Genomic DNA, 23,368 nt, shown 5'->3' on the forward strand with positions numbered 1-23,368 from the left:
TTCGCCACGACCCCGGCGACTGTTCGAGTTTTGTCAGGGAGATTATGGTGGTGACCCTTGCTACGAAGCGGTCTTTTCTGACCAAGGTTGGGACGGTCTGCCACTTCTCTCAATATACAAGGTTGGGTTGAAGTACGAAACCCAACTGATAACTGATAACTGATAACTGATAACTGAAAAATCCCTCTAACCCCAGCGACTAGCGATGGGCATTCGCCAACCAGTACCAAAAGCGCGATCGCTAATTTTTAAGACCGGGGGGGCTTGTTTGCGCTTAAATTCGGCATTTTTAACCAATTTAATTACTTTCTGCACAATTTCAGACTCAAAACCAGCGGCGATAATTTGTTCGGCGGATTGATGGCGATCGATTAATAGTGCTAAAATAGCATCTAAAATCTCGTAGGGAGGTAAAGAATCTTGATCCTTCTGATGGGGTTTTAATTCAGCACTAGGAGCTTTATTAATCACATTAAGGGGAATAATTTCCCCGTGCCGATTTAACCAGCGACAGAGGGAATAAACGCGGGTTTTCGGCACATCAGCAATCACTGCTAAACCACCATTCATATCACCGTAAAGGGTGCAATATCCCACGGCCATTTCTGATTTATTGCCAGTGGATAATAGTAAATGACCGAATTTATTGGAGAGAGCCATTAATAAATTACCGCGAATGCGTGACTGAAGATTTTCTTCAGCAATACCGAAATCAGTCCCAGCGAAAAGCGGCTCTAAAAGTTGATCATAAGCGCTCATAATTTCTTTAATTGCTAACTTCTCACTTTTGATACCTAAATTATTAACTAAAGCCACTGCATCGCTAATGGAATGGTCGGAACTATAGGGAGAAGGCATCATCACAGCGAGAACATTTTCTTTACCCAATGCGTCGCTGGCAATAGCGGCAACTAAACTGGAATCAATCCCACCACTCAAGCCGAAAATTACCCGTTTAAAACCGCATTTCTGCACATAATCTCGCACTCCTAAGACTAAAGCTCGATAAATTTCCTCATCTTCATCGACGGGTAAAGGATGAATAACTGCGGGTAACAAATCCTGATTAAACTCGATCAATTCTAGGCTAGAAGTAAATGCCTGAGCGCGATAAATCACTTCTCCTTGTCTGTTAAAAGCCACGCTGTCACCATCAAAAATTAAATCATCATTACCTCCCACTTGATTGACATAAACTATAGGTAAATTATATCTAGTGGCACTATGGGATAATAAAGATTCTCGCAATTTTTGCTTACCGACACTGTAGGGAGAAGCGGAAAGATTAACGATTAAATCCACTCCCAAATTAGCTAAATCAGCGATGGGATTAACTGTGTATTGACGCTGACCCCAAAATTGTTCATCGTTCCAAACATCTTCACAGATAGTTACACCGATTTTTATATTATTTTCTGTTAGTTGAAAATATTGACTTTCTTTCCCAGAAGCAAAGTAACGATCCTCATCAAAAACATCGTAGGTAGGCAATAAACGTTTAGTAAAAATTTGTTTAATCTCTTGATTTTGTAACAAAGCTATGCTATTAAATAACGGCTTTTCTCCTCTGACCGTTGCCGAGGGATTTTTTTCGACAAAACCGACTAATACGGCTAATTTTTCTGGTAATTGTTGGGACAATAATTGCAATTGTCGAGACATTTTCTCGACAAAACCCAGATTTAATAATAAGTCTCTGGGAGGATAACCACAGAGGGATAATTCTGGGGTTAAAAGTAATTCTGCTCCCTGATTAAATGCCGTTTGAGCGGCCTCTAAAATTCTTTGGGCATTTCCTTCGATATCTCCAACAATGGGATTTAATTGAGCGATAGCAATTCTCATATTTTTTCCTATTTAAACAAAAACTAACGGTTGATCTTTAAAGGGAGCAAAAGCTTTTTCATCAAAGCGATATAAACTAGCAGGACGACCAGCACCACGAGAGACTTTTAAACCCATATCCTTGAGAAATCCTAATTTCAATAGCCGATTTCTGAAGTTAGAATAATCACTAAAATTTTTACCTAAAATTGTCTCATAAAATTGATAAAGATCATTTAAAGTAAATAATTCTGGTAAAACCTCAAAAGCGACGGGACTATATTCTACTTTATTGCGTAATCTTCGCCAGCCATATTCTAAAATTTGACCGTGATTAAAGGCTAAATCTGGCACTTTATGAATCATATACCAAGTGATATTATAATCCCGTTCAGTGATTAATTTTGCTTCTTCAAACCGCACTAAAGCGAAGTAACTCACCGATAGATAACGTTTCCCAAAACTCTCGGCCGCTGCTGGGGAATCTTCCTCTGGACTGCCAAAAGTATATAACTGTTCCAGATAGAGATTATTGACGCTAATTTTCTCGGCTAAAATTCGATAGGCTGCCGTTTCCAGTGATTCCCCATTTCTCACTAAAGTCCCGGGTAAACTCCAGTAATTACTAAAGGGTTCTTCCTGTCGTTTAATCAGAAGCACTAGCAGCCGATTTAATTGGGTATCAACAGAAAAGATCACGTTATCAACTCCGACTTTAAAATCAGCTAGAGATTTATTAGCTAGGGTCTTTGGCGGTTTCATGCGTAAAGTTTTTGACCTTCGATATAATCTTTAATCGGTGCAGGAACAGCCTGTTTATCGCCTTTTTCTCGATAATCTGTTGAGGATACAGCCGGAGCAAATACATCGGCAATCAGACAATCACCCCCTAATGTTTGCAGTTGTTCAATATCATCTTGATTAATAGGATAGCCGGGACGAGGAATCACGAGAATTTTGACTTTTTCTAGTAATTCTTGGCTGCGATACCAGTGCCTAATTTGTCTGGCTAAATCGGAACCGATGACTAGGGTATATTCTTCCTGTTCTCCCCAAATTGCTTGCGCTTTTTCCACACTAATTAAGCTACGTCGATCGCTTAATTCTCGTCGCAGTTGTATATTATCTCTTGGGGGTTGAATATCCCGGATGAGCAAATTTAACATCATCAGACGATGTTCGAGACTGGTTTGATGATTTTTAAAGGGATTATCGGCAGCCCAAACCGCAACGATATCGTACTGTTCCGATAACCATTTTAGTATGGCTTGATGACCAGCAGTGGGAGGATCGGCACTGGTTCCAAAAAGGGCAATTTTAAGCATAGGATTCAATTGCTTGCTCACTCAGGGATTAGTTTAAGTCTGCTCAAGCTTGGCAAAGATTAACTTCTCCCCATTATAGTTGATTTTACCAAAATAGGGCAAACCGATCAAATTCCCAGCTTTTCACAGACTTCCTCTAACTTCATTCCCCCTGACGACTTTTCGCCGTTAACAGCCTTTCCTTCATCACTTCACTACTTAACAAATAAGCCGTTTCTCGTTCAGACTCAATCTCTCGCCATAGATCAATAGGCACAACAGCAGCGATTGTTTCGCCATTTTCATCCGATAAATATTGAATACTGGCTTGGCTCATTTTTCCTGAACTTTATTCTTTTATTAACTGATGATCACAAAGCGATCGCTCTTTCTATTTTGTTTTCATAAAAAGCTATCGCCCCACAGTTTAAACTTATAAAACCGCCATCGACAAAGAAGCGATGAGGAGTAGTTCATTAGACCTATCCAGGATGGTTAGGCAGAGAATGATATTGAAAAATGCCAAAGATACTGCCGACACTGCCGATACTGAGAATACTGCCGACACTGCCAATACTAAGAATACTGCCGACACTGCCAATACTGAGCATACTGCCGATACTAACCAGACTTAAAATGCTGCCGGCACTAGCTAGACTTAAAATACTGCCAGCACTGCCTAAACTCAAGATACAGCGATAACTAGCTTTGCTCAGATAATTAAGACCAGAAATCATTTTAAATCGGGGAAAGATTGGGGAATAGTTAGGGAAGTATTTTGCCAAACCTGTTGTAAACGCATAGCTGGCATAGTTAGATAAAGAATATCGCCTTGATCGAGAGTAATTTCCAGTAATTGCCAACCGTGGATAGTTTGACCTTGTTTTTCTAGGTAAAGTGGCACAAAATCGGCATTCATCGCCGCTTCCTTGATAATTTGCCCCATAAAAGGATGATTAGGTGTGATTAATGTAGCCAAAGCAACCCAGAGGAGATCATCGGTCATGCCATTACCGAGAATTCTACCGCCCAAAGCGGCCGCAGCGAAGGAATAGGTAGCTAGATCCCGGGGACATAATACCGTATCAAAATCAAAAACCTCTTGAATCGATCGCCCGAATTGTTCCTGAGAGCAGCGTAAAACTAGATTAATTTTAGGAGCGATCGCTTTAGCAGTGAGGGCAATCTCCACGTTAATCATATCCTCGTAAGTAACCACAATCAAAGATTCGGCGTTGTTAATATTAGCCGTTTCTAGGGTAGCCACTAGACGCGCATCCTCGATGATGACGGGGATTCCCCAGGAGCGCACGGAATGCAAAAATCGGTTATTGGGGTCTGATTCGATCACCACCACTTCACAGCCTTGCTCGTGCAATTGTCGCACGATCCGGGTGCCGATACCTCCTAAACCACAGATAATGTGATGATTGCGGACGGGAATGCGGGTAGCATCCCAAAACTGTTTAAAGCGACTACCGAGGATAAAATCGTTGAGGAGAGCATAACAGATACCGATAACCCCCGCACCGACAATCATCATGACCACGGTAAAAATTTTGATACTATCGGGGGTAGATTCGGCCACTTTTTCGTTACCTCCGGCACCGGTAATCATCCCGACGGAGAAATAGAGGGAATCGACGAGGGAAATTTTTTGATTAACGCTGAGATAGGTAATGGTAGCAAGGGAAATCATCCCCAGGAGAGAAAGGGTGACAAGAATTACTGGTTGGACATAGTGCTGATAGGGACGGAGATTGAGCAGATTTCTCAGCCACTTTTGCAGTTTAAAACGCTGTTTTGCCTTAATTGTCGGTTTATTGCCGATAATTAGATGATCGCCAGTTTGGAGTTTTTTACCTAAAAGAACTGCTGAAACTAGATCGATTTCGTCGTGGGCTGGGAGATAATAGATTAACATCCGGGCCGGATCGTCCCAAAGTTCGTAGAGGGGTAATCCCCACCAAGGATGAGTTTCCTCGATAATTATCTCTTGAATTGGCCAAAGGCGATCGAATAGCTGTAATTGACCGATAGCTTTATTGCCAAGGGCAGCAAAGGAAAAGATCGGGGCTGCTAGGGAAGCAACACTCATGCTAACGTGAGCAGGTAGGGTTTGATCGAGTCTTTCTCCTAAAGTTTCGTTAAATAGTCGGTTAACTATCCGAATTTTCGGGTTAATTATCCTTGCGCGCGTGAGAATTTCCAGATTGAGTGCGTCGTTATCGGTGGCCAAAACTAGGGTTTCTGCATCTGGGAGACCAGCTTGCAGGAGAGTTTTAGGAGAGCAGGGATCGCCGATAATAATATCAGACTGATATTCACAGACCATTTGGCGATCGCTAATCGCCACTACTGCCGCAGATTGTTGTTTGAGTAAACAAAAGATTTTATAACCCGTGCGACCTAATCCACAGACGATGATTTGCGGTTTCATTCGTCGAGCGCGTTTTTTGCTGATTAACGTTTCAGTTTTAGCGCAAAAACTCGGAAAAATCTGTAGCTAAAGCTGCAATGCTGCCAATTTTCCTGATCAGGCTTTGAAGATGATAAAGTAACCATCATCGCTGATGTAATCACTTAAGTCTTGACTCGCTTTCTTTGGGATAAATTTAGTAAAGATTACCTCGAAACCTTTCTCCCTTCTTCCAGTGACGTGAAAACTAGCCTTGATGTGACGGCAGAAACTCAAGAAATTGATGTGTATTTTCGACCGAATTCCCCAGAAATGCCGCCCGAATTAGGTTTATTGGGCCGATTAGCTCAAACCCCTTGTTTATTGGAACCCTATCGCAATCCAGTCACGATTGATGGCATTATTGCCTGTTTATCTAAACTGTTGACTGTGCGGGAACAATTACAAAGAGAAGCTCACCGTCATCAACAACCCTTATTACCAGAAAATATTCCTAGACTATGGATACTAACTCCTACTGCCAGTCAAAGAATTATAACTGCTTTTTCCGCTCTCAATAATCCAGATTGGGGAGAAGGAATTTATTTTTTACCTCCAGCATTAACCACAGCCCTTATTGTCCTACATCAATTACCTGAAACCCCTGAAACCCTTTGGTTAAGATTATTAGGTAGAGGAGGAACCAGAACCAGAGCGATTGATGAATTAGAGCCCTTGCCTCCTAATCATCCCTTCAAATCAGCTTCCTTGAAATTATTATACAATTTGAGTAGGAACTTGCAAGCCTTACCAAAAAGAACCCAGGAGGAGAGGAAATTTATTATGCGTTTAGCCCCTTTATACGAACAAGATAGAGAAAAAGCGATTCAACAAGGAGAAGCTATCGGAATTCAAAAAGAAGCATCCAAGCTAGTGCTACGCTTGCTTAACCGACGTTTTGGTCAACTGCCACCGAATATTACCAAAACTATCGAAAAACTAGCCGTTGAACAATTAGAAGACTTAGGAGAAGCATTACTAGACCTTGAGAGTCAAGCTGACTTAATCAATTGGCTTAATCAAGCCTAAAATCTTCGGGAAAGGCAATTTTAAACTCATCTGATTGTTTTCTTGATCTCTCAGGAAATTGTAATTACTGGAATTCCACCATCTTAATCAGGAAAATTCTCCTATTCAATGTTTAGAATTATCAGGATTTTAAGCAATTAATCTTCTGGTAAATAAAGGTTTACAAGATGAGAAAAGATAGTTATAATTAATTCAATTATACGAAGGTAATCCTTTTTATTTAATCGATATTACTGTTTTGATTGAAGATGTTTTTGATAGCAATTTTAATGATTTCTTGGCAGAAAATAGCTTAGGTATTACTAAAAAAATGCAGTCTCATTTAAAACAGATTTTTGGTCGCTGTTCTCCCCTTGCTCAACAAATCGCCTTAGAATTAAGTAAAGTTGCTCAACCTTTATCTAGAGAGGAGTTAAAAAATAACCTAGATTTATCTGCTGGTGATTTAATCAATGGTTTACAATCCTTGCAACAACGTTATTTAATTCAAAGGGAGCAAAACCGATTTCAATTATCATCTATTTTTAAAGAGTATATCAAAAGCTATCGCTTTCCCAAAATATGACTATAAGAGTTTGCTACCCCTAAATTCCCCTTAAAAAGGGGGACTTAAAGCTAAAAAAAGGGGCTTTGCGCCCCCAAAAATCTTTAGTCAACGTATTAAAATCTACACCAGACTATAGACAATTACTAAACCCAAAACTGCGGCAAAGACAATTAAAGCGTAGAATTGGGCGCGACCATTTTCGAGGTATTTGAGACCTTCACCACTGACAAGAGTAGCTAAACCGGTTAAATTCACAGCCCCATCGATAACGCGATAATCTACTTCCATAATTTGCCGTGCGAGACGACGACAACCCTGGACAAAAACTCGATCATAGAGATTATCAATGTACCACTTGTTCAGGGAAAAACGATACAAAGCGGGGAATTTTTCGGCAATAGTTGCGGGGTCAATTTTCTTCTGGAGATACATCAAAGAAGCGACAGTAATCCCGATTAAAGCAATCCCCACCGAATTACCCGCCATAATCAGAAACTCTGTCCAATCAAAAGCATGAACTTCTTCCACTACTTCGTTAGGAACATGAATAAAACCCTCGAAGAAATTCTGCCAAGGTTTACCTACCAAACCGATTAACAAAGAGGGAACCGCCAAAATCATGAGAGGTAAAGTCATAGTAATTGGCGATTCGTGGGGTTCATGGGCATGATGGCCGTGGTTGTCTTCTTCCTGCGCTTCCGAGTCTAATTGCTTAACATTCATTGCCCCTGGTCCAAAAGCCGGAATCGCACCCGCATTGGCTAACAGTCGGCGTTTAATCTCCTTATTAGTGCCTCTAAACTCCCCTTCAAAGGTGTTAAAGTACATCCGGAACATATAAAAAGCCGTTAAACCCGCAGTACCCCAACCAATTACCCACAAAGCGGGGTTAGCCTCAAAAGCTAAACCGAGAATTTCATCCTTCGACCAGAAACCGGCGAAGGGAGGAATCCCACAGATGGCCAGAGTTCCCACGAGGAAAGTTAGGGCAGTAATGGGCATATACTTGCGTAAACCGCCCATCATCCGCATATCTTGCGCTAAAACTGGCTCATGACCGACCACATCCTCCATACCGTGGATGACCGAACCAGAACCGAGGAACAACATCGCTTTAAAATAAGCGTGGGTCATCAGGTGGAATAACCCCGCACTATAAGCACCGATACCCATAGCCATGACCATATAACCCAATTGGGAGATAGTGGAGTAGGCTAAACCCTTTTTGATATCGTTCTGGGTGAGAGCGATACTTGCCCCTAGAAAGGCAGTAAAGGCCCCCGTCCAAGCAATTACCGTCATCGCCGTGGGAATTGGCTCAAAAACGGGATACATCCGGGCAATCAGGAAAACTCCAGCGGCCACCATGGTGGCGGCGTGAATCAAGGCCGAAATCGGGGTCGGACCTTCCATGGCATCCGGTAGCCAGACATGAAGGGGAAATTGGGCTGATTTGGCCACGGGTCCAAGGAAGACTAAAACGGCGAATAATGCCGCTAAACTGCCGGCAATAGCTCCAGAAGAGACTAATTCCTCTAGACGTTCACCCATGATATCAAACTCGAAGCTGCCGGTGGCCCAGAAAAGACCCAGCATTCCCAGTAATAAGCCAAAATCGCCGACGCGGTTGGTAACGAAGGCTTTTTGACAGGCCTCGGCGGCCGCCGGACGAGTGAACCAGAAACCTACTAGCAGATAGGAACACATCCCCACCAATTCCCAGAAAACGTAGATCTGGACGAGGTTGGGACTGATGACCAAACCCAGCATAGAACTGCTAAAAATGCTCAGATAGGCGTAAAAACGCACATAACCTGGATCGTGGGCCATGTAACCATCGGTATAAATCATCACCAAAAAGGCCACGGTGGTGACGATAACCGACATTAAAGCACTGAGATGATCGATCGTATAACCCATTTTCAGGTGAAAGTTACCCGCCGATGCCCAATCGATCATTTGGGTATAGGGGGTGTGTCCATTGATTTGACTCCACAGCAGCGCAAAAGACAGCACCATCGATGCGCCGAGGGTAGAAATGATCAATACAGCATTCACCTGTCGCAGACGATTGGTGGCTTCATTAAAGGAAATTAAGCCCGCGCCCACTAGGGTAGCGCCTACCAAGGGTAGGACGGGAACTAGCCACGCGTACTGATAAAGCGGTTCCATTCAGTAAATACCTACTTTACAACTTCATACTATTTGGTTTATCTTCATCTATTGTGACATAGGTTAATTCTTAAGAAAGTGTTTATACCTAGTTCTGCTCAATAAGGCGGCAAAAGGTCAAAGGAGCTTATTAATTTAGCAGTTTAGCGAGCGAGACGGTAGTTTTTAGGGAGAAGCGGGAAAATTATCGAATAACCACGAAAGCAAGAGAAAGACCAAATAGGGGTTTCTCCTAGCTAATACGACAATTTATTTAGTACATTTTAACTATACCGATCAAAATTAGTCCAAAAGGGAAATCATTCTTTATAGAATCCATTTGGCATCTTAGGATACAGCTAATCGTCGTAGTAGAAGTCGAAGAAAACAGAGATGAATTTTGGTAGTGGAGTGTTCTAAAGTGCGCTCAAAATTTTTGACTAAAGATTTGTAGCGTTCCATCCAAGAATTACTTCTTTCAATCACCCATCGAGTTTTTACAGGTACCAATCCTGATAAACCCTTCTCCGCTTTTTCAGTTTTTGACGGTTTTGGAGACAGTTCAAACTGAATTTTAGTCATTATCTCTTGATAGACCTTAACCAACTCTTTCTCTATTTTGTCAGGATGATAACCATTAGACATCGACCTAATATTATCTCAAGACCAAAAGTCTCTCTAGTTAAGGAATATACCCGAATAAAAATGATTTTAATTGCATCATATTTTTTCAGTAAAATTGAATTAGCAAGGATAGATATACATTTCAGCCATTGAACTACTTGGCTAGTACAATAGACAAATGCAAGCTGTGACTAGGTTATAATTTTTGGAGATGTCTATTATCTACAAGAATAGTCGTCTTAGGCAGTTCCGACGGTTTTAACTTGAAATAGTCAATACCTCGAGTTAACAACTCAATTAATCCTTGGTCATCCGATAGGTTGGCGGGAGTACAATGAGCGAAAAAGGGAAAACCAAGACTATCCGTCCCTAGATGACGTTTAATTCCATTGGTGCACTTGTAGAAACAAAATCCTTTCGTCTCAACACTCGCATTACAGGTATTTTTGACGGCTTGAGAATCAATCATAATTAGAGTCGTCCACCAGTTTTTTTTCTTGTTGTCGTAATCGGCGATGTAATTCTTCCATTATTTTTTGGATGATTCCCTGACTTCTCCACTGTTTATAATGCCAGAACACGGTGGAGTAGGGAGGGAAATCTTTCGGGATGTCCCGCCAATTACAGCCATTTTTGAGTTGATAGAAAATCCCATCTAAAATCTGTCGTTTTGTCCATTTCGGGGGGCAAGTCAATTTCTTCTTTGGCAATAGCGGTTCTACGATAGACCACTCTTCATTCGCCATACTACTTGAGTACATTTTAGCTTACTCCAAAGTATCGATTTTCGGGGACGACTAGACGGTGGCGCATTCACTGACGGGGTTCAGACCAAAGTATTGCCGTTAAACAGGCTACAGACTCTCTTCCCTGAAACCTATAGTGGACAAGGTTTTCGCTTCACCTTTTCAGCCTAGCATCTACATTATAAAAGATACCAAATGGGTTCTATAGGACGTTTTGGGCGCACGCGGTGCGCCTCTACCATTGGCGCAATAATATTATTGTACGGGCGAATTGCATTCCCCCTCTTTGAATAACTTCTGCTGCTCACCTATAGGTGAGGGAAAGTCACAAATAGGAGATGCATCCGATAATTTTCTAGAAATATAGTTTTTAAAGCCTTGTCTGGTAAGACTACTAGGAATGATAAGCACTGATTATCACACAAAGTCGAGGAGAGCCGCAATTCTCGCCGGATTAGTATTAAACAAAGACATCATTCAAGATAGGAGAAGCTTTATTAGATTTTCAGTCAGTAGATGATTTAGAACAATGGCTAGAAAATGGGCGTTTTTAACTAAATTACTGTCCAAATAAAACCGAACTGTTGCCAGATCCTTGGAACAAGATCCAAGTCATCAGCAGATTAGATACAAAAATCGCTAAGAGCATAGTGACTACGGCTGCGGTCGTAGCTTGACCGACTCCTTTAGCACCGCCATCGGTCGTTAAACCCCAATTACAGCCGATAATAGCAATTAAAGCCCCAAAAACCAACCCTTTAACTGGTCCACTCAGCACGTCTTCCACGCGCAGGAAACCGCGAACCGAGTCGAGAAAAACTGAATTAGCAATCCCGTATAAACTTTGACCCACTAGCAAACCGCTACCTAAACCGATCAGCAACGCCATAATACTCAAAGCCGGAACCATCAGACAACAGGCAATTAAACGGGGCAGCACCAGATATTCTACAGGATCGGTTTTGAGCATATAGAGTGCGTCGATCTGCTCTGTCACCTTCATGGTGCCGATTTCCGCCGCAAAAGCCGATCCTACCCGACCGGCTACCACGATCGCCATCATAATCGGACAGAGTTCCCGACCGAGAGCAAGAGCCAAAATTCCCCCCACCATACTGCCGGCGCCCAAAGCTTGGAACTCCCGCGCCACTTGGATCGTAAAGATCATCCCGATCACCGCGGCCGTGATCATAGCGATAATCAGCGAAGCAGGCCCAGCTGCCATCATTTGTTCTTGGGTGACGCGCCAATCGGGTTGGCGCGTGAATAGGAAGTAAAAAACCCTGCCAGTTAATAGTACCGCTAACCAACAGCGCCGAAACCAAGAGCTTAATTCCTTGCTAAAAATTGCCAATAAATCCTTCATGGCCACCAAAATCGATCAGACTAGAGAAAAGTCTATCCTGTTTTGTCTTCTGAGTTAGTTTTCCTCGACTACTTTTGTAGGTCTTCATTGGCCCGAAAAATTGCTTCTTGACCACCACTAGAGGCCACAAAACCCATAAAAGCTTTGACCGCTTCACTAGCAGGTTCTTTGTAAACGTAGTAAAGGGTACGCTGCCAGGCATAATTAGGTTCACTGGGTAAAATTCCCTCAATAGCGAGCGCTCTGACGGTTTTTTGGTTGACGATTTGGCTATAGGTTGCGTAACTAATGCCATTCAGTCCCAAAACTCGCAAAATTGGGGTGGTGGCATCCCTCTCCATCATTTTAAAATTAGTTCCTGTACCAAATTGCCCCCCTTGCAGCACTTCCTGACGAAAACTTTGATAAGTGCCACTAATAGGCGGACGATTAATCACTTGAATAGTAGCAGCAGAACCCCCGACCTTCGACCAAGAGGTGATTTTTCCGGTAAAAATATCTTTAACTTGGGCAGTGGTTAACCCCCCCGCAAAGGGATTTTTTACCCCCACCATAATAGCGATCGCATCTCGGACAATTGGACTAGAAGCAAATCCCTGAGAGCGTTCCGACTCGGTTAAAGGTCGTGACACCGCCGCAATATCGATCGCCCCCCGGGCCAATTCCTCTAATCCCTTATCAGATCCTTGCGCATTTGTCAATACCTCTACCCCCTCAAATTTGGCAGTTAAAGCGGCTTTTAAGGCTTGATTAATCTGTACCATACTGGTAGAGCCGTTAATGCGAATTGTCGTGCCACTGGGGATAAAAGTCGGTGGGGCAAAACTAACCACTTCCTGGGGGGAGGGGGGAGGGGGTAGGGGAGAGGAGGTGCTTCCCGATGTTGGGGATTTTTGCGGACTTTTACTGCTGCCACAGAGAAAAAATTCTTTACCCGCAGTACATTGACTTTGCAGCCAGAAGTAACCCCCACCTAAAATGCCCGCAGTGGCTAAAAGAGCGATTATTAAAGCAGTTGTTTCTTTTTTTTGAGACATAATTATTCAGTGAGCGGTGATCAGTTAGGGGATTTAGGGAGATGGGGATTTGCGGATATGAGGATTTGGGGAGATGGGGAGATTTCAGCTAAATTCCCCACCCCCCCACTACCCCAACACCCAACACCTAACACCCCACTACCCCACTACCCCATCATTTGCTGACATTAGGGGGTCGATCGCCTCCACACCAGTGATCAATGGAAGTTTCGATGATATTATCTTAGTGCATGGAAATCCACTCTTAATTTAGGACTGTATATCATGACCCACGCACCTATATCCCCAGTCGTGCTGGTTATCCTTGATGGTTGGGGTTATCGCCCGCAAAGGTCGGATAATGCGATCGCAATGGCGAAAACCCCGATTATGGATAGTCTCTGGGAAGTTTATCCCCACACCTTAATCCGCACATCCGCTAAGGATGTGGGACTACCAGAAGGACAGATGGGCAACTCGGAAGTTGGCCACCTAAATATCGGAGCGGGGCGAGTTGTACCACAAGAGTTAGTACGGATTTCCGATGCGATCGAAGATGGTTCGATTCAACAAAATCAAGCTTTATTAAAACTCTGCGACGAGATTCGCCCTAAAAAAAGCAAATTACACCTAATTGGTTTATGTTCCGAGGGGGGAGTCCATTCCCATCTCGATCACTTACTGGGCTTATTAGACTTAGCGAAAGTGCAAGGGATTAGTGATGTCTGCATTCATGTCATCACCGATGGTCGCGATACCAACGTCACCGACGGAATGCTCGCTATTAAACGGATTCAAGAACATATTAATAAAATCAAACTCGGTCGCCTCGTGACTCTCAGTGGCCGTTATTATGCCATGGATCGGGATCGCCGTTGGGATCGGGTGGAAAAAGCCTATAACGTGATGACCAGTGATCAAGGTATCGACGGGCGATCGATCACGGAAGTATTACAGGCATTTTATGATCAAAATATTACCGATGAATTTATTCCCCCCACCAGAATTGCACCGGGGGCGATCGAAGCGGGCGATGGGGTGATATTCTATAATTTCCGTCCCGATCGAGCTAGACAGTTATGTTATGCCCTGACTATGCCCGATTTTGAAGATTTCGATCGAGATTTAATTTCTCCCCTCAGTTTTGTCACTTTCACCCAATACGATCCGAAGTTACCGGTAGATGTGGCCTTTGCTCCCCAGAATTTAAATAATATTTTAGGACAGGTGATCGCTCAACAGGGATTAAAACAGTTTCGTTGTGCAGAAACCGAAAAGTATCCCCACGTCACCTACTTTTTTAATGGGGGGTTAGAAAAACCCTTTGAGGGAGAAGTGCGCGAATTAATTCCCAGTCCAAAAGTCGCCACCTATGACCAAGCGCCGGCTATGTCGGCGGCCGCAGTGACAGAATCGGTCTCTGCGGCGATCAAACAGGGGATCTATAGTCTCGTGGTGGTCAATTACGCTAACCCCGATATGGTGGGTCATACGGGCATTTTAGATGCGGCCATGAAAGCAGTAGAAACGGTGGATCTATGCTTGGCTAAGTTGTTAAGTAGCATCAATAAATTGGGGGGAACAGTGTTAATCACTGCCGACCACGGTAACGCCGAAACGATGGTGGATGAGTCGGGTAATCCTTGGACAGCCCACACGACTAATCCCGTTCCTTTAATTTTAATTGAAGGGGAACAGAGAAAAATACCCGGCCACGGTGGCGATGTGCAGCTGCGGGATGATGGTCGTTTAGCCGATATTGCCCCCACTATCCTTGAAATTCTACAAATTCCCGTCCCGGTGGAAATGACTGGGCGATCGCTGATTAAACCAGCCGAAGTGGAAATTAAAGCCAGTCGCACTCCCGTCCGAATCTCGCTTTAACGAGTAAAAAGTCAATAAAGGGGAATTTTATGCTGAAAACCATCGAAGGTGTTTATCGAGATGGACAAATACACCTGACCGAGTTACCCAATGATATTAGCGATCGCTCACAGCTGGAGTTTAGACTAAGGGACTTCCAGAGAATAAAATACCCAGCAAAAAAATAGAAAAGTGTTTTTTTTGAAAAAATAATTATTTTTGTCCAGGAAAACAAAGAGTCTCCCATTACAACCCATTTTTCCGAAAAAATAGGCAGCATAAACTTTTATACTTCCGAGCTTTTTCCAGTATAACAAGGACAAGTTAAAGAATCAAAGACAGTTTTTAGCCAACCATCTTAGTTAACTACAAACTAGGTCGTATCATAATAGATATCAATAAACCATTGACCCAAATTGGGAAAGTCTTGATTCGTTGATTCTGTGAGACGTTCGATTTTTTCTTCAATTTCTTCCCTGGCTTTTTTAGTAAGCTTTACTTTTTTTTCGTAAGTTTCATTAATCAACTTAACATTCGGGTGTTTTCCTTTCCAAGTCATAGTTTGGGCGAATTTTAAAGCTGTTTCGATTTCATCTAAAATACAGGGTGAGAGCATCTCAAAAGCTATTGACAATTGGCCAATTTTGTGGGCCGCTTGCTGTGTGGGCATTTCAGGTGATACCAGTCAATCAGCATAGTTACGAAATCTTCACATTTGGTCGATTTTTGCTTAACAATTGAGATGGCCAATTCTCCTCAAATATGCCTGAATCGCTCTCTGGGTAAACAACTCACATAAAGTTCATTTTGTCAAGGATTGTTAAGATGCGCTTACCCTGATCTAAAATACTCCTCAAGGGGTGACAGAGCAGTTAAAGAGCTTGCTTGATCAGGCTCATAGCCTTTAGTCCTTTGGAGAAATAAGGGTTTTTCTGGGGTTTGAGGCATATCAAAGAAAAGGCAAGTTCCGAGAAAGTATCCATCGACTCAACCCAAAAATTACCATAAGTGCCTATCCAAAAATCACTATGTCTTTCAGCAGAACGATTAGATTCTTTGAGTCGACAAATATAAACACGGTGGTGTAAAGTATTAAGTTGTTGACCCCGTATCGTATTTAAAGAATAGGCGATAGCAATCAATAAAACAAGAGCTAAAAAGCGAGGTTCACTAACTTTAGTCTTCTCGATATTATAACCTCCCGTTTTACAATCTTTGAACATAGCTTCAATGCCAAAACGAGATTCATATAACTTTAAAGTCTTCTCTAAAGAGTCAAGATTAGTAAGAAGATACCAGGGAGCGTCGGCTTGTTTACTACGATAGGGTCTCTTCCAACGAGTTGCCAAATTAAAAAGTCCAATTTTATGGGCAGATGTATAATAAATTTCCGAGAAAAACTGCTCAGTCCCAGGTTGAATATCCAGAGCTTTTAGTGGTTGATATTTTTCTTCACCTGATCACAGCAAAGATGTTCCCTTTTTTTGTCTCAGAATAAAGGCTGTACCCTTTTCGTCCAGCCACTTCCCTAGTTGAACGCTCTGAAATTCTCGGTCGCCTATCACGACAACTGGATAAGATGTCAAGAGTTTTAAAACAGGCTTTAGAAATTTTTTTTGTTCCCCTAGATTACTACCTCCTTGTTTATCTAACAATGTCCAGTAAACAGGCAGCGCTCTTTTTCCACAAATAACACTCGCCACAAATAAATTTCTTTCTTTCCAATCTGTTCGCTCAATCACCAGTAACAGATGTCCTAGATGCTTAAGCTTTTTCAGTTTTCTTCTTTGATGTCGATTTTTATTTTTTTGTCTAAACTCTTGCTTAATAATGTGTTTAATTAGCGGAAACCACAACAATCTTACACTTAATTGCGGTAACTTGAGAAACCTTTGTAAATTTCTTCTTCTGCTTTCAAAAGTAATGGGTTGCGGGAATAAGGCAGCTAATCTCTCTAATTGTACTGTTCTATGGCTTTGTAGGAGCAGTATAAGAATTTGTAGAGTCAGATATTGTGCTTGTGTCAAGCTGGCTTGTAAACAGGCCTGATAGAATGATGGTAACATTTTGAAATTTTGGGTGGTTGTCTCAACCACTCTATTTCTTTTGGGTTTATTTGGCTAGAGTCTTTATCTTGCTTACCTTTGAACCTCTTTGTCACTCCTTGAGTCTATTATGATACGACCTAGTTTGTAGTTAACTAAGATGGTTGGCTAAAAACTGTCTTTGATTCTTTAACTTGTCCTTGTTATACTGGAAAAAGCTCGGAAGTACAAAAGTTTATGCTGCCTATTTTTTCGGAAAAATGGGTTGTAATGGGAGACTCTTTGTTTTCCTGGACAAAAATAATTATTTTTTCAAAAAAAACACTTTTCTATTTTTTTGCTGGGTATTTTATTCTCTGGAAGTCCCTAATTATAGTCAATTAGATTCCCCGCCAGAGTGCGATTGCGCCGTCCTGATCTCCAGTGACTAACCAACGACCATCTTGGCTGGCAACCATTCTTAAGATGACGTTTCCCTTTAGGGTATTCAAGTGCCGACGGGTATTAACATCCCAAAATTTCACAGTGCCATCCCCAGATGTACTGGCCAAAACTTTACCCCCATCGAGCAGGGCCATATCGGTAACAGCGTCGTTATGGGCGAGAATAGTAGTGGTACCGATGCCGCTTTTCACTTGCCAACTACGGATCGAACCGTCTTGACTAGCAGTACCGGCGATATTACCATCTTTGGAAAAAAGCACCCGATAAACGGGGAACAAATTACCCGCATAGGCGCGAATAAAGCGACCTGTACTCACTTTCCACAGTTTAACGAAGCCATCGTAATCGGCACTAACAATTCCTTTACCATCGGGACTAAATGCGATCGCTTGAATCGGATGATTATGACCGCGCAGGGTTTTTAACAGTATACCCGTCTGAAAATCCCAGAGTTTAACTGTACGATCCCAGCTACCCGTAGCCAAAATTTTGCCATCGGGAGAAATAGCGGCATCAGTAACGAGAAAAGCATGGCCAGTATAGGTCATTTCTAATTTTCCCGTGCGCGTATTCCAGCGTTGCACTTTTCCCCCCGCATTGGCAGTTACGAAAGTCTCACCATCGGGACTAAATCGGATAGCATTGACAGTATCACCCAGTTGCCAAGTCCTAAGAGGTTTTTGGGTTTTTAGGTCCCACTCCCTAACAGTGCCGTCAAAACTACCACTCAGCAGCAGGGAGTTATCGGGACTAATGGCCAAAGCATAGATGGGATCCTGATCGGCTTTTAAAATAGTAACCCGTTCGACGGTCTGCCAAGGAACGATTTCTGCTAGGGGAGGCACTGACGGACTGGTAGTTTTCCCTTTTTCCTGATTCACTGCACAACCACCGGATAGGAACAGCAGCAATAATAACGATAATGTCGGTTGATAAAGGTTTATTTTCATAGAATTTTGCCGTTGTCAAAATCATCTTAAACTACTTTAAACTTGGACTGGTAAAATTTGAATAGAATAACGACAACGAGGACCAAGATAAATTACTCAACCAACAAAAAACGGTAAAGCAAAAGCTGATCAAGTCAAACAATTTTAAAAAATACATGAGGAAGAAATAGCCCCCAAACAGCACTCAATGAGTTAATTCTAGCTTGGGAAGGCGTTAAAGAAAGTTATCGTCAACATGGTGAAGAAATTCCTCATTTAGATTTAGCTATGATAAAAAATTAGACAAAATTCGGACTTTTTTTCCTAACCCCTAACCCCAAATTCTGCTACTCAGATTCAGGTTTCTTAGCGTCTTTTTCTGGGGTATTAGCGGCGGGATTTGGGGCTATTGTCGCAATTTGGGCGGCCATTCTTGTCATTGCTTGACCTTGGGCGAATTCCTGCTGTAGTTGTTCGCTAGAAGAAACCAAACGACTTAAACCCTGAATTAAACGGATAATTTCCTGTCGCAGTTGCGGATTACCGGTAATTTCATCCACATCCGAGGTGATTTTCTGAAGATTGGCAAAAGCAGCGCGAGAGGAGTCGAGGAGTTGCTGTAGGGTGACAACAGTGGCAGGATCGGAGAGATAAGCAGTAAAGTTGCCTAAATTTTCGCTTAATTTAACAGCATTTGCCGAAATAGTGTTTAAATTCTCGATAATTTGGCTTTTCTGCACTTGCGTCAGGATCGGATCCAAAGCAGCGAGAGTAGTTTGTAGGCGATCGCTAGTGGTTTTGATACTATCGAGAGTGGCAATTAAACGATTTTGATTAGCTGCCAAAAAAACCCGCAGTTCTTCGGTAGTTTCTCCCACCAAAAGCAGCGTTTTTCGGGCCTCTACTAGAGTAGCGTCTAAATTTCTCAGGCCGCCACTTCCCTGTAAACTTCTCAGTAAAGTAGTAGCTTCCTGACTCAATCCCCCGACACCGGAAAGATCACTAGAAAGGCGATCGAGGGAACCGGATACTTGGGGTAAGGATTCTAGGGATCTCATCCCCGAATTAAGTTTACCTAGAGTACCGCTGCGACGAACCTCGCTTAAAGCGGTGGTTGCCTCACCACTAAAGCGATCGAGTCCCCCCAAGGCATTGGCAGCGCGCTGGGTAAAGGAACGAAATCCGGCCACCATATCGGGATCGCTAACTAGATTAGAAATTCTCAGTAAAGATCTGATCAAGGTATTGACATTTAGCGCCGATTGCCCTTGTAAACGGGAACCGTTACAGATAATCACCTCCCCATTGCAGTTAGGACTCAAAGGGGGTTCTTTGACACCACCGACGGGTAAAGCTTGCAGGGGAGTAATATCGATCGTGGTTTCACCCACTAAACCGGATTGAATGGCTTCGATGAGGGAATTACTGGGAATTAGGCGATCTGCTGGCGAAATCTCCACTTCTACGGCGACTCCCTCCGGTTCTGGGGTAATTGCCGTCACTTGCCCGATTCTCACTCCCCGATAACCGACGCGGGTTCCCACCATCATGCCACCCACATTAGGAAAAAGGAAGCTGGCTCGATAACTACGTCCCCCGAAGCTAAAATTACTTAACCAGGCGATAAACCAGATTAATATTCCCCCCGATGCCAGTAACATTAAACCGATACCACTTTGCCTAAGAGTTGGGGAAATCCCCCTTTGTGAACCGCCAGCTTCCATAAATAATTACTGCTCATCTCTATACAGTATCAGGATACACAAAAACAGGTTTTCTCGAAAATGATCGGCGAGTTAAACGGGTACAAACAAGTGTATCAGTTGCAGCTGGAGTTAGATAATCTGGAACAAGAAGCGATCGAAATGGCCAAAGTAGCCATTAATCTAGAACAATACCTAAAACCAATTATCGGACAGTTTCAAGGCTTGATCGATCGAGTAGTGACCATTGACGGGGAACTTTCCCGCAGTGTCAGCGAAGTGGAATCCCTCGTCCAGAACATTCTCAGTTCCGAATCGGCCCTATCTTTCCGCAAAAACGAGAATCTATCGGCTAGTTTGCTCAATTTCCTTGTCACCAGCGAAGAAAAGCGCGGCCGTTTAGCGATCGCATTAGAGCGAGCCGAGCAGGAAGGATGGCAATGGACGGAAGTGGAAATCCCTGATGAGGAAATCGAACTGGAAACCGCCATTCAACGCATCAACAACCATTCTAAAAGTTCTTGCTGTTGTTTAACCTTAGGTAATTCTTGTCTAATCCGTGGAATTAATTGTTTTCCCTACTCGATCATTCTTGGGGTTGGTGCTATGGTTGATTGTAACATTGATATTCCCAAGTATTCCACTTCTCTTAATCGATCGAGATAAAAACGTAAAATCCTGCCGGAGTTGATTAACTCCCCATAACGATCAGTCTCTACGCTTTCCACTGAACGCCGAGGATAAATAACTACTCCCTGCCAATTGTTACTTAAGTCCGTTATTATCAGGATAACATGGGTCTAACCAGCAACTTTCAGGATAAAATTACCTTGTCCCTCGATCGCATTGTCCCATGACTACCCCCTTCACTGCCGCAGAAATTGCCTCAGAAGGCATCAAACCCGAAGAATACGAAGAAATAGTCAAAAGACTGGGAAGACACCCCAACAAAGCCGAATTAGGAATGTTTGGCGTGATGTGGTCGGAACACTGCTGTTATAAAAACTCCCGGCCGCTGCTCAAACAATTCCCCACCACTGGCGAAAAAATTCTCGTCGGACCGGGGGAAAATGCCGGAGTAGTGGATTTAGGCGATGGATTGCGATTAGCCTTTAAAATCGAGTCCCATAATCATCCTTCTGCGGTGGAACCGTTCCAAGGTGCCGCTACCGGAGTTGGAGGCATCCTGCGGGATATTTTTACCATGGGGGCCCGGCCCATTGCTATCCTCAACTCCCTTCGTTTTGGTAACTTGCAAGATGCCCGCAATCGTCGCATTTTTGCCGGAGTCGTGGAGGGGATAAGTCATTATGGCAATAGTGTGGGCGTTCCCACGGTGGGCGGTGAGATATACTTTGATAATGCCTACAATGGCAATCCCCTCGTTAATGCCATGGCTTTAGGGCTAATGGAAACTGAGGAAATCGTCAAATCCGGGGCAAAAGGCCTGGGAAACCCGGTTTTATACGTTGGTTCTACCACCGGCCGCGACGGTATGGGAGGGGCGAGTTTTGCCAGCGCCGAATTAACCGATAAATCTATGGATGACCGGCCCGCAGTGCAAGTGGGCGACCCTTTTCTGGAAAAATCCCTGATAGAAGCTTGTTTAGAGGCATTTAAGACCGGCGCGGTGGTGGCGGCCCAGGACATGGGGGCTGCTGGGATCACCTGTTCTACTTCCGAGATGGCGGCCAAGGGAGGGGTGGGAATTGAATTAGACCTCGATAAAATCCCCGTCCGGGAAACTGGGATGGTTCCCTACGAATATCTGCTATCGGAATCCCAAGAAAGAATGTTATTTGTGGCGGAATCGGGACGAGAAGGCGAATTAATCGAGATTTTCCATCGTTGGGGACTTCAGGCTGTGGTAGCTGGCCAGGTAATTGCAGAACCGATCGTCCGTATATTATTTAAAGGGGAAATTGCGGCCGAAATTCCTGCCACGGCCCTAGCGGATAATACTCCTATCTATCATCGGGAATTACGGGCAGAACCGCCAGAATACGCCCAAAAAGCTCAATTATGGGAAGATGCTACTATTCCTATTCCCGAATCCTATAACGAGATTGTATTAAAACTGCTGGATAGTCCCTCGATTGCCTCAAAACGCTGGGTTTATCGTCAATATGATCATCAAGTCCAGAATAACACCGTTATTCTCCCCGGTGGAGCCGATGCGGCCGTGATTCGCGTGCGTCCTCTGGGTGCTAATCCCGCAAATTCTCGGCGCGGTGTAGCGGCGACTACAGATTGTAATCCACGATATGTTTATCTTGATCCCTATAACGGAGCTAAGTTGGCCGTGGCAGAAGCGGCCAGAAACCTTAGTTGTGTTGGGGCTGACCCCATTGCTGTCACGGATAATCTCAATTTCGGAAGTCCAGAGAATTCAATCGGCTATTGGCAATTAGCCACTGCTTGTCAGGGTATTGCCGAAGCTTGTCGGGAAATGAATACACCAGTGACTGGGGGTAATGTCTCTTTGTACAACGAAACCGTTGATGCAGCTGGCAGCCCCCAGTCTATTTATCCCACTCCCGTGATTGGGATGGTGGGATTAGTGCCGGATATCGGGCAAATTTGCGGCCAAGGTTGGCAAAAAGCGGGGGATTTAATCTATATTTTGGGTTTCTCCTTGCCAACTATCGGCGCATCGGAATATTTAGCCGTTATTCACGGTTTGGTGACGGGAAAACCGCCGGTAATTGATTTTGAGTTAGAAAGAAAGGTACAAGCGGCCTGTCGTCGGGGAATTCGCGCCGGTTGGCTGAAATCTGCCCACGATTGCGCCGAGGGAGGTTTAGCCACTGCTCTGGCAGAATGCTGTATTGGGGGCCAATTAGGGGCCGAAATTGACCTTTCTTGGCAGCATCAAGGCCGTTTTGATGCGGTGTTATTCGGAGAATTAGCTAGTTGCATTATTGTCTCCGTTTCCCCCGAAAATCAGCAAGATTGGGAAGAATACCTAAAGACACAATTAGGAGACTATTGGCAAATGACTGGCAAAGTTAGCGAAAAAAGCGATAATCTTTTAATTCTTGACCGGAATAAACAACCAGCGATCGATGTTAGTCTAGAAACTATACGGCAAGTTTGGTCAAAAGCGATCGAAAGAAGGCTTTAGGGAAGGAAACAGGAGTCAGGAGACAGGCTTCGGCCGTGAGATCAGCGTTCGACCGAGCTCACGCCGAGGTCCGAACGGAGACAGGAGACGGGAGTCAGTCCCGATGAAAAAATTTTCACCCCCACAGATGAAAGAGGTTTCCTTCCCTACACCCTACACCCCACACCCTCTTTCAAGTCAGGAGTTGGAAACTTA

General features: G+C 43.5%; 18 protein-coding genes and 5 pseudogenes. 7 read left to right on the forward strand and 16 right to left on the reverse strand.

Translation table 11 applies throughout. The annotated features are described in order from the left end of the window. Positions 1-186 precede the first annotated feature (186 nt). The 6 genes from MiAbW_RS11445 to MiAbW_RS11470 all read right to left on the reverse strand — a co-directional run bounded on the left by MiAbW_RS11445 (position 187) and on the right by MiAbW_RS11470 (position 5,568). Positions 187-1,845, reverse strand: coding sequence for an NAD+ synthase (locus MiAbW_RS11445; RefSeq protein WP_151696228.1), 1,659 nt, complete (start codon positions 1,843-1,845; stop codon positions 187-189). Positions 1,846-1,857: 12 nt separating this feature from the next. Then, the gene (locus MiAbW_RS11450) at positions 1,858-2,586 is read right to left on the reverse strand and encodes an NUDIX hydrolase (RefSeq protein WP_151696229.1); all 729 of its coding nucleotides are present in this window, start codon (positions 2,584-2,586) and stop codon (positions 1,858-1,860) included. Beyond that, positions 2,583-3,149, reverse strand: coding sequence for a nicotinate-nucleotide adenylyltransferase (locus MiAbW_RS11455; protein ID WP_151696230.1), 567 nt, complete (start codon positions 3,147-3,149; stop codon positions 2,583-2,585). Before MiAbW_RS11455 ends, MiAbW_RS11450 begins: the two co-directional genes overlap by 4 nt. A gap of 142 nt (positions 3,150-3,291) precedes the next feature. Continuing rightward, positions 3,292-3,465 (reverse strand): prevent-host-death protein, encoded by a 174-nt coding sequence (locus MiAbW_RS11460; protein WP_238707256.1) that lies wholly within the window; start codon positions 3,463-3,465, stop codon positions 3,292-3,294. A gap of 145 nt (positions 3,466-3,610) precedes the next feature. Continuing rightward, complete coding sequence (locus MiAbW_RS11465; RefSeq protein ID WP_004161578.1) at positions 3,611-3,865, reverse strand: hypothetical protein; 255 nt, start codon at positions 3,863-3,865, stop codon at positions 3,611-3,613. Then, entirely contained in the window at positions 3,862-5,568 is a 1,707-nt protein-coding gene (locus MiAbW_RS11470; RefSeq protein WP_151696231.1) for a potassium channel family protein, read from the reverse strand. Before MiAbW_RS11470 ends, MiAbW_RS11465 begins: the two co-directional genes overlap by 4 nt. 150 nt (positions 5,569-5,718) lie before the next feature. On the opposite strand from MiAbW_RS11470, the gene MiAbW_RS11475 reads away from it, so the two are divergent. Next, positions 5,719-6,615, forward strand: coding sequence for a DUF4351 domain-containing protein (locus MiAbW_RS11475; RefSeq protein ID WP_151696232.1), 897 nt, complete (start codon positions 5,719-5,721; stop codon positions 6,613-6,615). Positions 6,616-6,685: 70 nt separating this feature from the next. Continuing rightward, positions 6,686-7,180: pseudogene (locus MiAbW_RS20085) on the forward strand (ATPase); the annotation flags it as partial. Between the two features lie 102 nt (positions 7,181-7,282). Here the strand turns inward: MiAbW_RS20085 and MiAbW_RS11485 are convergent. The 3 genes from MiAbW_RS11485 to MiAbW_RS19720 all read right to left on the reverse strand — a co-directional run bounded on the left by MiAbW_RS11485 (position 7,283) and on the right by MiAbW_RS19720 (position 10,698). Further along, positions 7,283-9,334: an NAD(P)H-quinone oxidoreductase subunit 5 gene (locus MiAbW_RS11485; RefSeq protein ID WP_151696233.1), complete on the reverse strand. Its 2,052-nt coding sequence runs from the start codon at positions 9,332-9,334 to the stop codon at positions 7,283-7,285. Between the two features lie 327 nt (positions 9,335-9,661). Then, positions 9,662-9,958, reverse strand: coding sequence for a transposase (locus MiAbW_RS11490; protein ID WP_238707258.1), 297 nt, complete (start codon positions 9,956-9,958; stop codon positions 9,662-9,664). Positions 9,959-10,398: 440 nt separating this feature from the next. Beyond that, positions 10,399-10,698 carry a transposase gene (locus MiAbW_RS19720; protein WP_181014230.1) on the reverse strand — a complete coding sequence of 100 codons (300 nt, stop codon included), beginning with the start codon at positions 10,696-10,698 and terminating at the stop codon, positions 10,399-10,401. A gap of 467 nt (positions 10,699-11,165) precedes the next feature. Here MiAbW_RS19720 and MiAbW_RS11500 point away from each other — a divergent pair, with 467 nt between their 5' ends. Further along, positions 11,166-11,237 carry a DUF4351 domain-containing protein gene (locus MiAbW_RS11500; protein WP_151696269.1) on the forward strand — a complete coding sequence of 24 codons (72 nt, stop codon included), beginning with the start codon at positions 11,166-11,168 and terminating at the stop codon, positions 11,235-11,237. Between the two features lie 5 nt (positions 11,238-11,242). On the opposite strand, the gene MiAbW_RS11505 is transcribed toward MiAbW_RS11500, so the two are convergent. Together MiAbW_RS11505 and MiAbW_RS11510 are read right to left on the reverse strand one after the other, a co-directional pair. Further along, positions 11,243-12,049, reverse strand: a complete 807-nt coding sequence (locus MiAbW_RS11505) for an MlaE family lipid ABC transporter permease subunit (protein ID WP_151696234.1) — start codon at positions 12,047-12,049, stop codon at positions 11,243-11,245. Positions 12,050-12,117: 68 nt separating this feature from the next. Next, positions 12,118-13,086, reverse strand: coding sequence for a phosphate ABC transporter substrate-binding protein (locus MiAbW_RS11510; protein ID WP_151696235.1), 969 nt, complete (start codon positions 13,084-13,086; stop codon positions 12,118-12,120). Positions 13,087-13,350: 264 nt separating this feature from the next. Between MiAbW_RS11510 and gpmI the strand changes: the two genes are divergently transcribed. Continuing rightward, positions 13,351-14,949 (forward strand): 2,3-bisphosphoglycerate-independent phosphoglycerate mutase, encoded by a 1,599-nt coding sequence (gene gpmI / locus MiAbW_RS11515; RefSeq protein WP_151696236.1) that lies wholly within the window; start codon positions 13,351-13,353, stop codon positions 14,947-14,949. A 352-nt stretch (positions 14,950-15,301) separates the two neighbouring features. On the opposite strand, the pseudogene MiAbW_RS11520 reads toward gpmI, so the two are convergent. The 3 genes and pseudogenes from MiAbW_RS11520 to MiAbW_RS11535 all read right to left on the reverse strand — a co-directional run. After that, a pseudogene (locus MiAbW_RS11520) lies at positions 15,302-15,529 on the reverse strand (ISAzo13-like element ISMae28 family transposase); the annotation flags it as partial. Between the two features lie 271 nt (positions 15,530-15,800). Beyond that, positions 15,801-16,994, reverse strand: a pseudogene (locus MiAbW_RS11525) (IS4 family transposase). A 359-nt stretch (positions 16,995-17,353) separates the two neighbouring features. After that, the gene (locus MiAbW_RS11535; protein WP_151696237.1) at positions 17,354-18,367 is read right to left on the reverse strand and encodes a WD40 repeat domain-containing protein; all 1,014 of its coding nucleotides are present in this window, start codon (positions 18,365-18,367) and stop codon (positions 17,354-17,356) included. A 171-nt stretch (positions 18,368-18,538) separates the two neighbouring features. Between MiAbW_RS11535 and MiAbW_RS20565 the strand changes: the two are divergent. Beyond that, a pseudogene (locus tag MiAbW_RS20565) lies at positions 18,539-18,649 on the forward strand (type II toxin-antitoxin system HicB family antitoxin); the annotation flags it as partial. A gap of 44 nt (positions 18,650-18,693) precedes the next feature. Here MiAbW_RS20565 and MiAbW_RS11545 read toward each other — a convergent pair. Continuing rightward, complete coding sequence (locus MiAbW_RS11545; RefSeq protein WP_151696238.1) at positions 18,694-20,070, reverse strand: MlaD family protein; 1,377 nt, start codon at positions 20,068-20,070, stop codon at positions 18,694-18,696. Positions 20,071-20,100: 30 nt separating this feature from the next. Between MiAbW_RS11545 and MiAbW_RS20090 the strand changes: the two are divergent. Beyond that, positions 20,101-20,559, forward strand: a pseudogene (locus MiAbW_RS20090) (formylglycine-generating enzyme family protein); the annotation flags it as partial. 68 nt (positions 20,560-20,627) lie between these two features. Here the strand turns inward: MiAbW_RS20090 and MiAbW_RS20095 are convergent. Then, positions 20,628-20,777 (reverse strand): hypothetical protein, encoded by a 150-nt coding sequence (locus MiAbW_RS20095; protein ID WP_238707259.1) that lies wholly within the window; start codon positions 20,775-20,777, stop codon positions 20,628-20,630. A gap of 125 nt (positions 20,778-20,902) precedes the next feature. On the opposite strand from MiAbW_RS20095, the gene purL reads away from it, so the two are divergent. Further along, a complete protein-coding gene (gene purL, locus MiAbW_RS11560) occupies positions 20,903-23,173 on the forward strand; it encodes a phosphoribosylformylglycinamidine synthase subunit PurL (RefSeq protein ID WP_151696239.1) in 2,271 nt (756 codons plus the stop codon). Positions 23,174-23,368 lie beyond the last annotated feature (195 nt).

This window comes from Microcystis aeruginosa NIES-4325 (assembly GCF_008974145.1).
Lineage (GTDB): Bacteria > Cyanobacteriota > Cyanobacteriia > Cyanobacteriales > Microcystaceae > Microcystis > Microcystis aeruginosa_G.

What these genes read in the sequence shown, in the direction of transcription:
- gpmI (WP_151696236.1), top strand. Translation starts at nt 13,351, where the DNA reads ATGACCCACGCACCTATATCCCCAGTCGTGCTGGTTATCCTTGATGGT.
- MiAbW_RS11465 (WP_004161578.1), bottom strand. Translation starts at nt 3,865, where the DNA reads ATGATTTCTGGTCTTAATTATCTGAGCAAAGCTAGTTATCGCTGTATC.
- MiAbW_RS11460 (WP_238707256.1), bottom strand. Translation starts at nt 3,465, where the DNA reads ATGAGCCAAGCCAGTATTCAATATTTATCGGATGAAAATGGCGAAACA.
- MiAbW_RS19720 (WP_181014230.1), bottom strand. Translation starts at nt 10,698, where the DNA reads ATGTACTCAAGTAGTATGGCGAATGAAGAGTGGTCTATCGTAGAACCG.
- MiAbW_RS11535 (WP_151696237.1), bottom strand. Translation starts at nt 18,367, where the DNA reads ATGAAAATAAACCTTTATCAACCGACATTATCGTTATTATTGCTGCTG.
- MiAbW_RS11490 (WP_238707258.1), bottom strand. Translation starts at nt 9,958, where the DNA reads ATGTCTAATGGTTATCATCCTGACAAAATAGAGAAAGAGTTGGTTAAG.
- purL (WP_151696239.1), top strand. Translation starts at nt 20,903, where the DNA reads ATGACTACCCCCTTCACTGCCGCAGAAATTGCCTCAGAAGGCATCAAA.
- MiAbW_RS11450 (WP_151696229.1), bottom strand. Translation starts at nt 2,586, where the DNA reads ATGAAACCGCCAAAGACCCTAGCTAATAAATCTCTAGCTGATTTTAAA.
- MiAbW_RS11505 (WP_151696234.1), bottom strand. Translation starts at nt 12,049, where the DNA reads ATGAAGGATTTATTGGCAATTTTTAGCAAGGAATTAAGCTCTTGGTTT.
- MiAbW_RS11455 (WP_151696230.1), bottom strand. Translation starts at nt 3,149, where the DNA reads ATGCTTAAAATTGCCCTTTTTGGAACCAGTGCCGATCCTCCCACTGCT.
- MiAbW_RS11485 (WP_151696233.1), bottom strand. Translation starts at nt 9,334, where the DNA reads ATGGAACCGCTTTATCAGTACGCGTGGCTAGTTCCCGTCCTACCCTTG.
- MiAbW_RS11545 (WP_151696238.1), bottom strand. Translation starts at nt 20,070, where the DNA reads ATGGAAGCTGGCGGTTCACAAAGGGGGATTTCCCCAACTCTTAGGCAA.
- MiAbW_RS11445 (WP_151696228.1), bottom strand. Translation starts at nt 1,845, where the DNA reads ATGAGAATTGCTATCGCTCAATTAAATCCCATTGTTGGAGATATCGAA.
- MiAbW_RS11510 (WP_151696235.1), bottom strand. Translation starts at nt 13,086, where the DNA reads ATGTCTCAAAAAAAAGAAACAACTGCTTTAATAATCGCTCTTTTAGCC.
- MiAbW_RS11470 (WP_151696231.1), bottom strand. Translation starts at nt 5,568, where the DNA reads ATGAAACCGCAAATCATCGTCTGTGGATTAGGTCGCACGGGTTATAAA.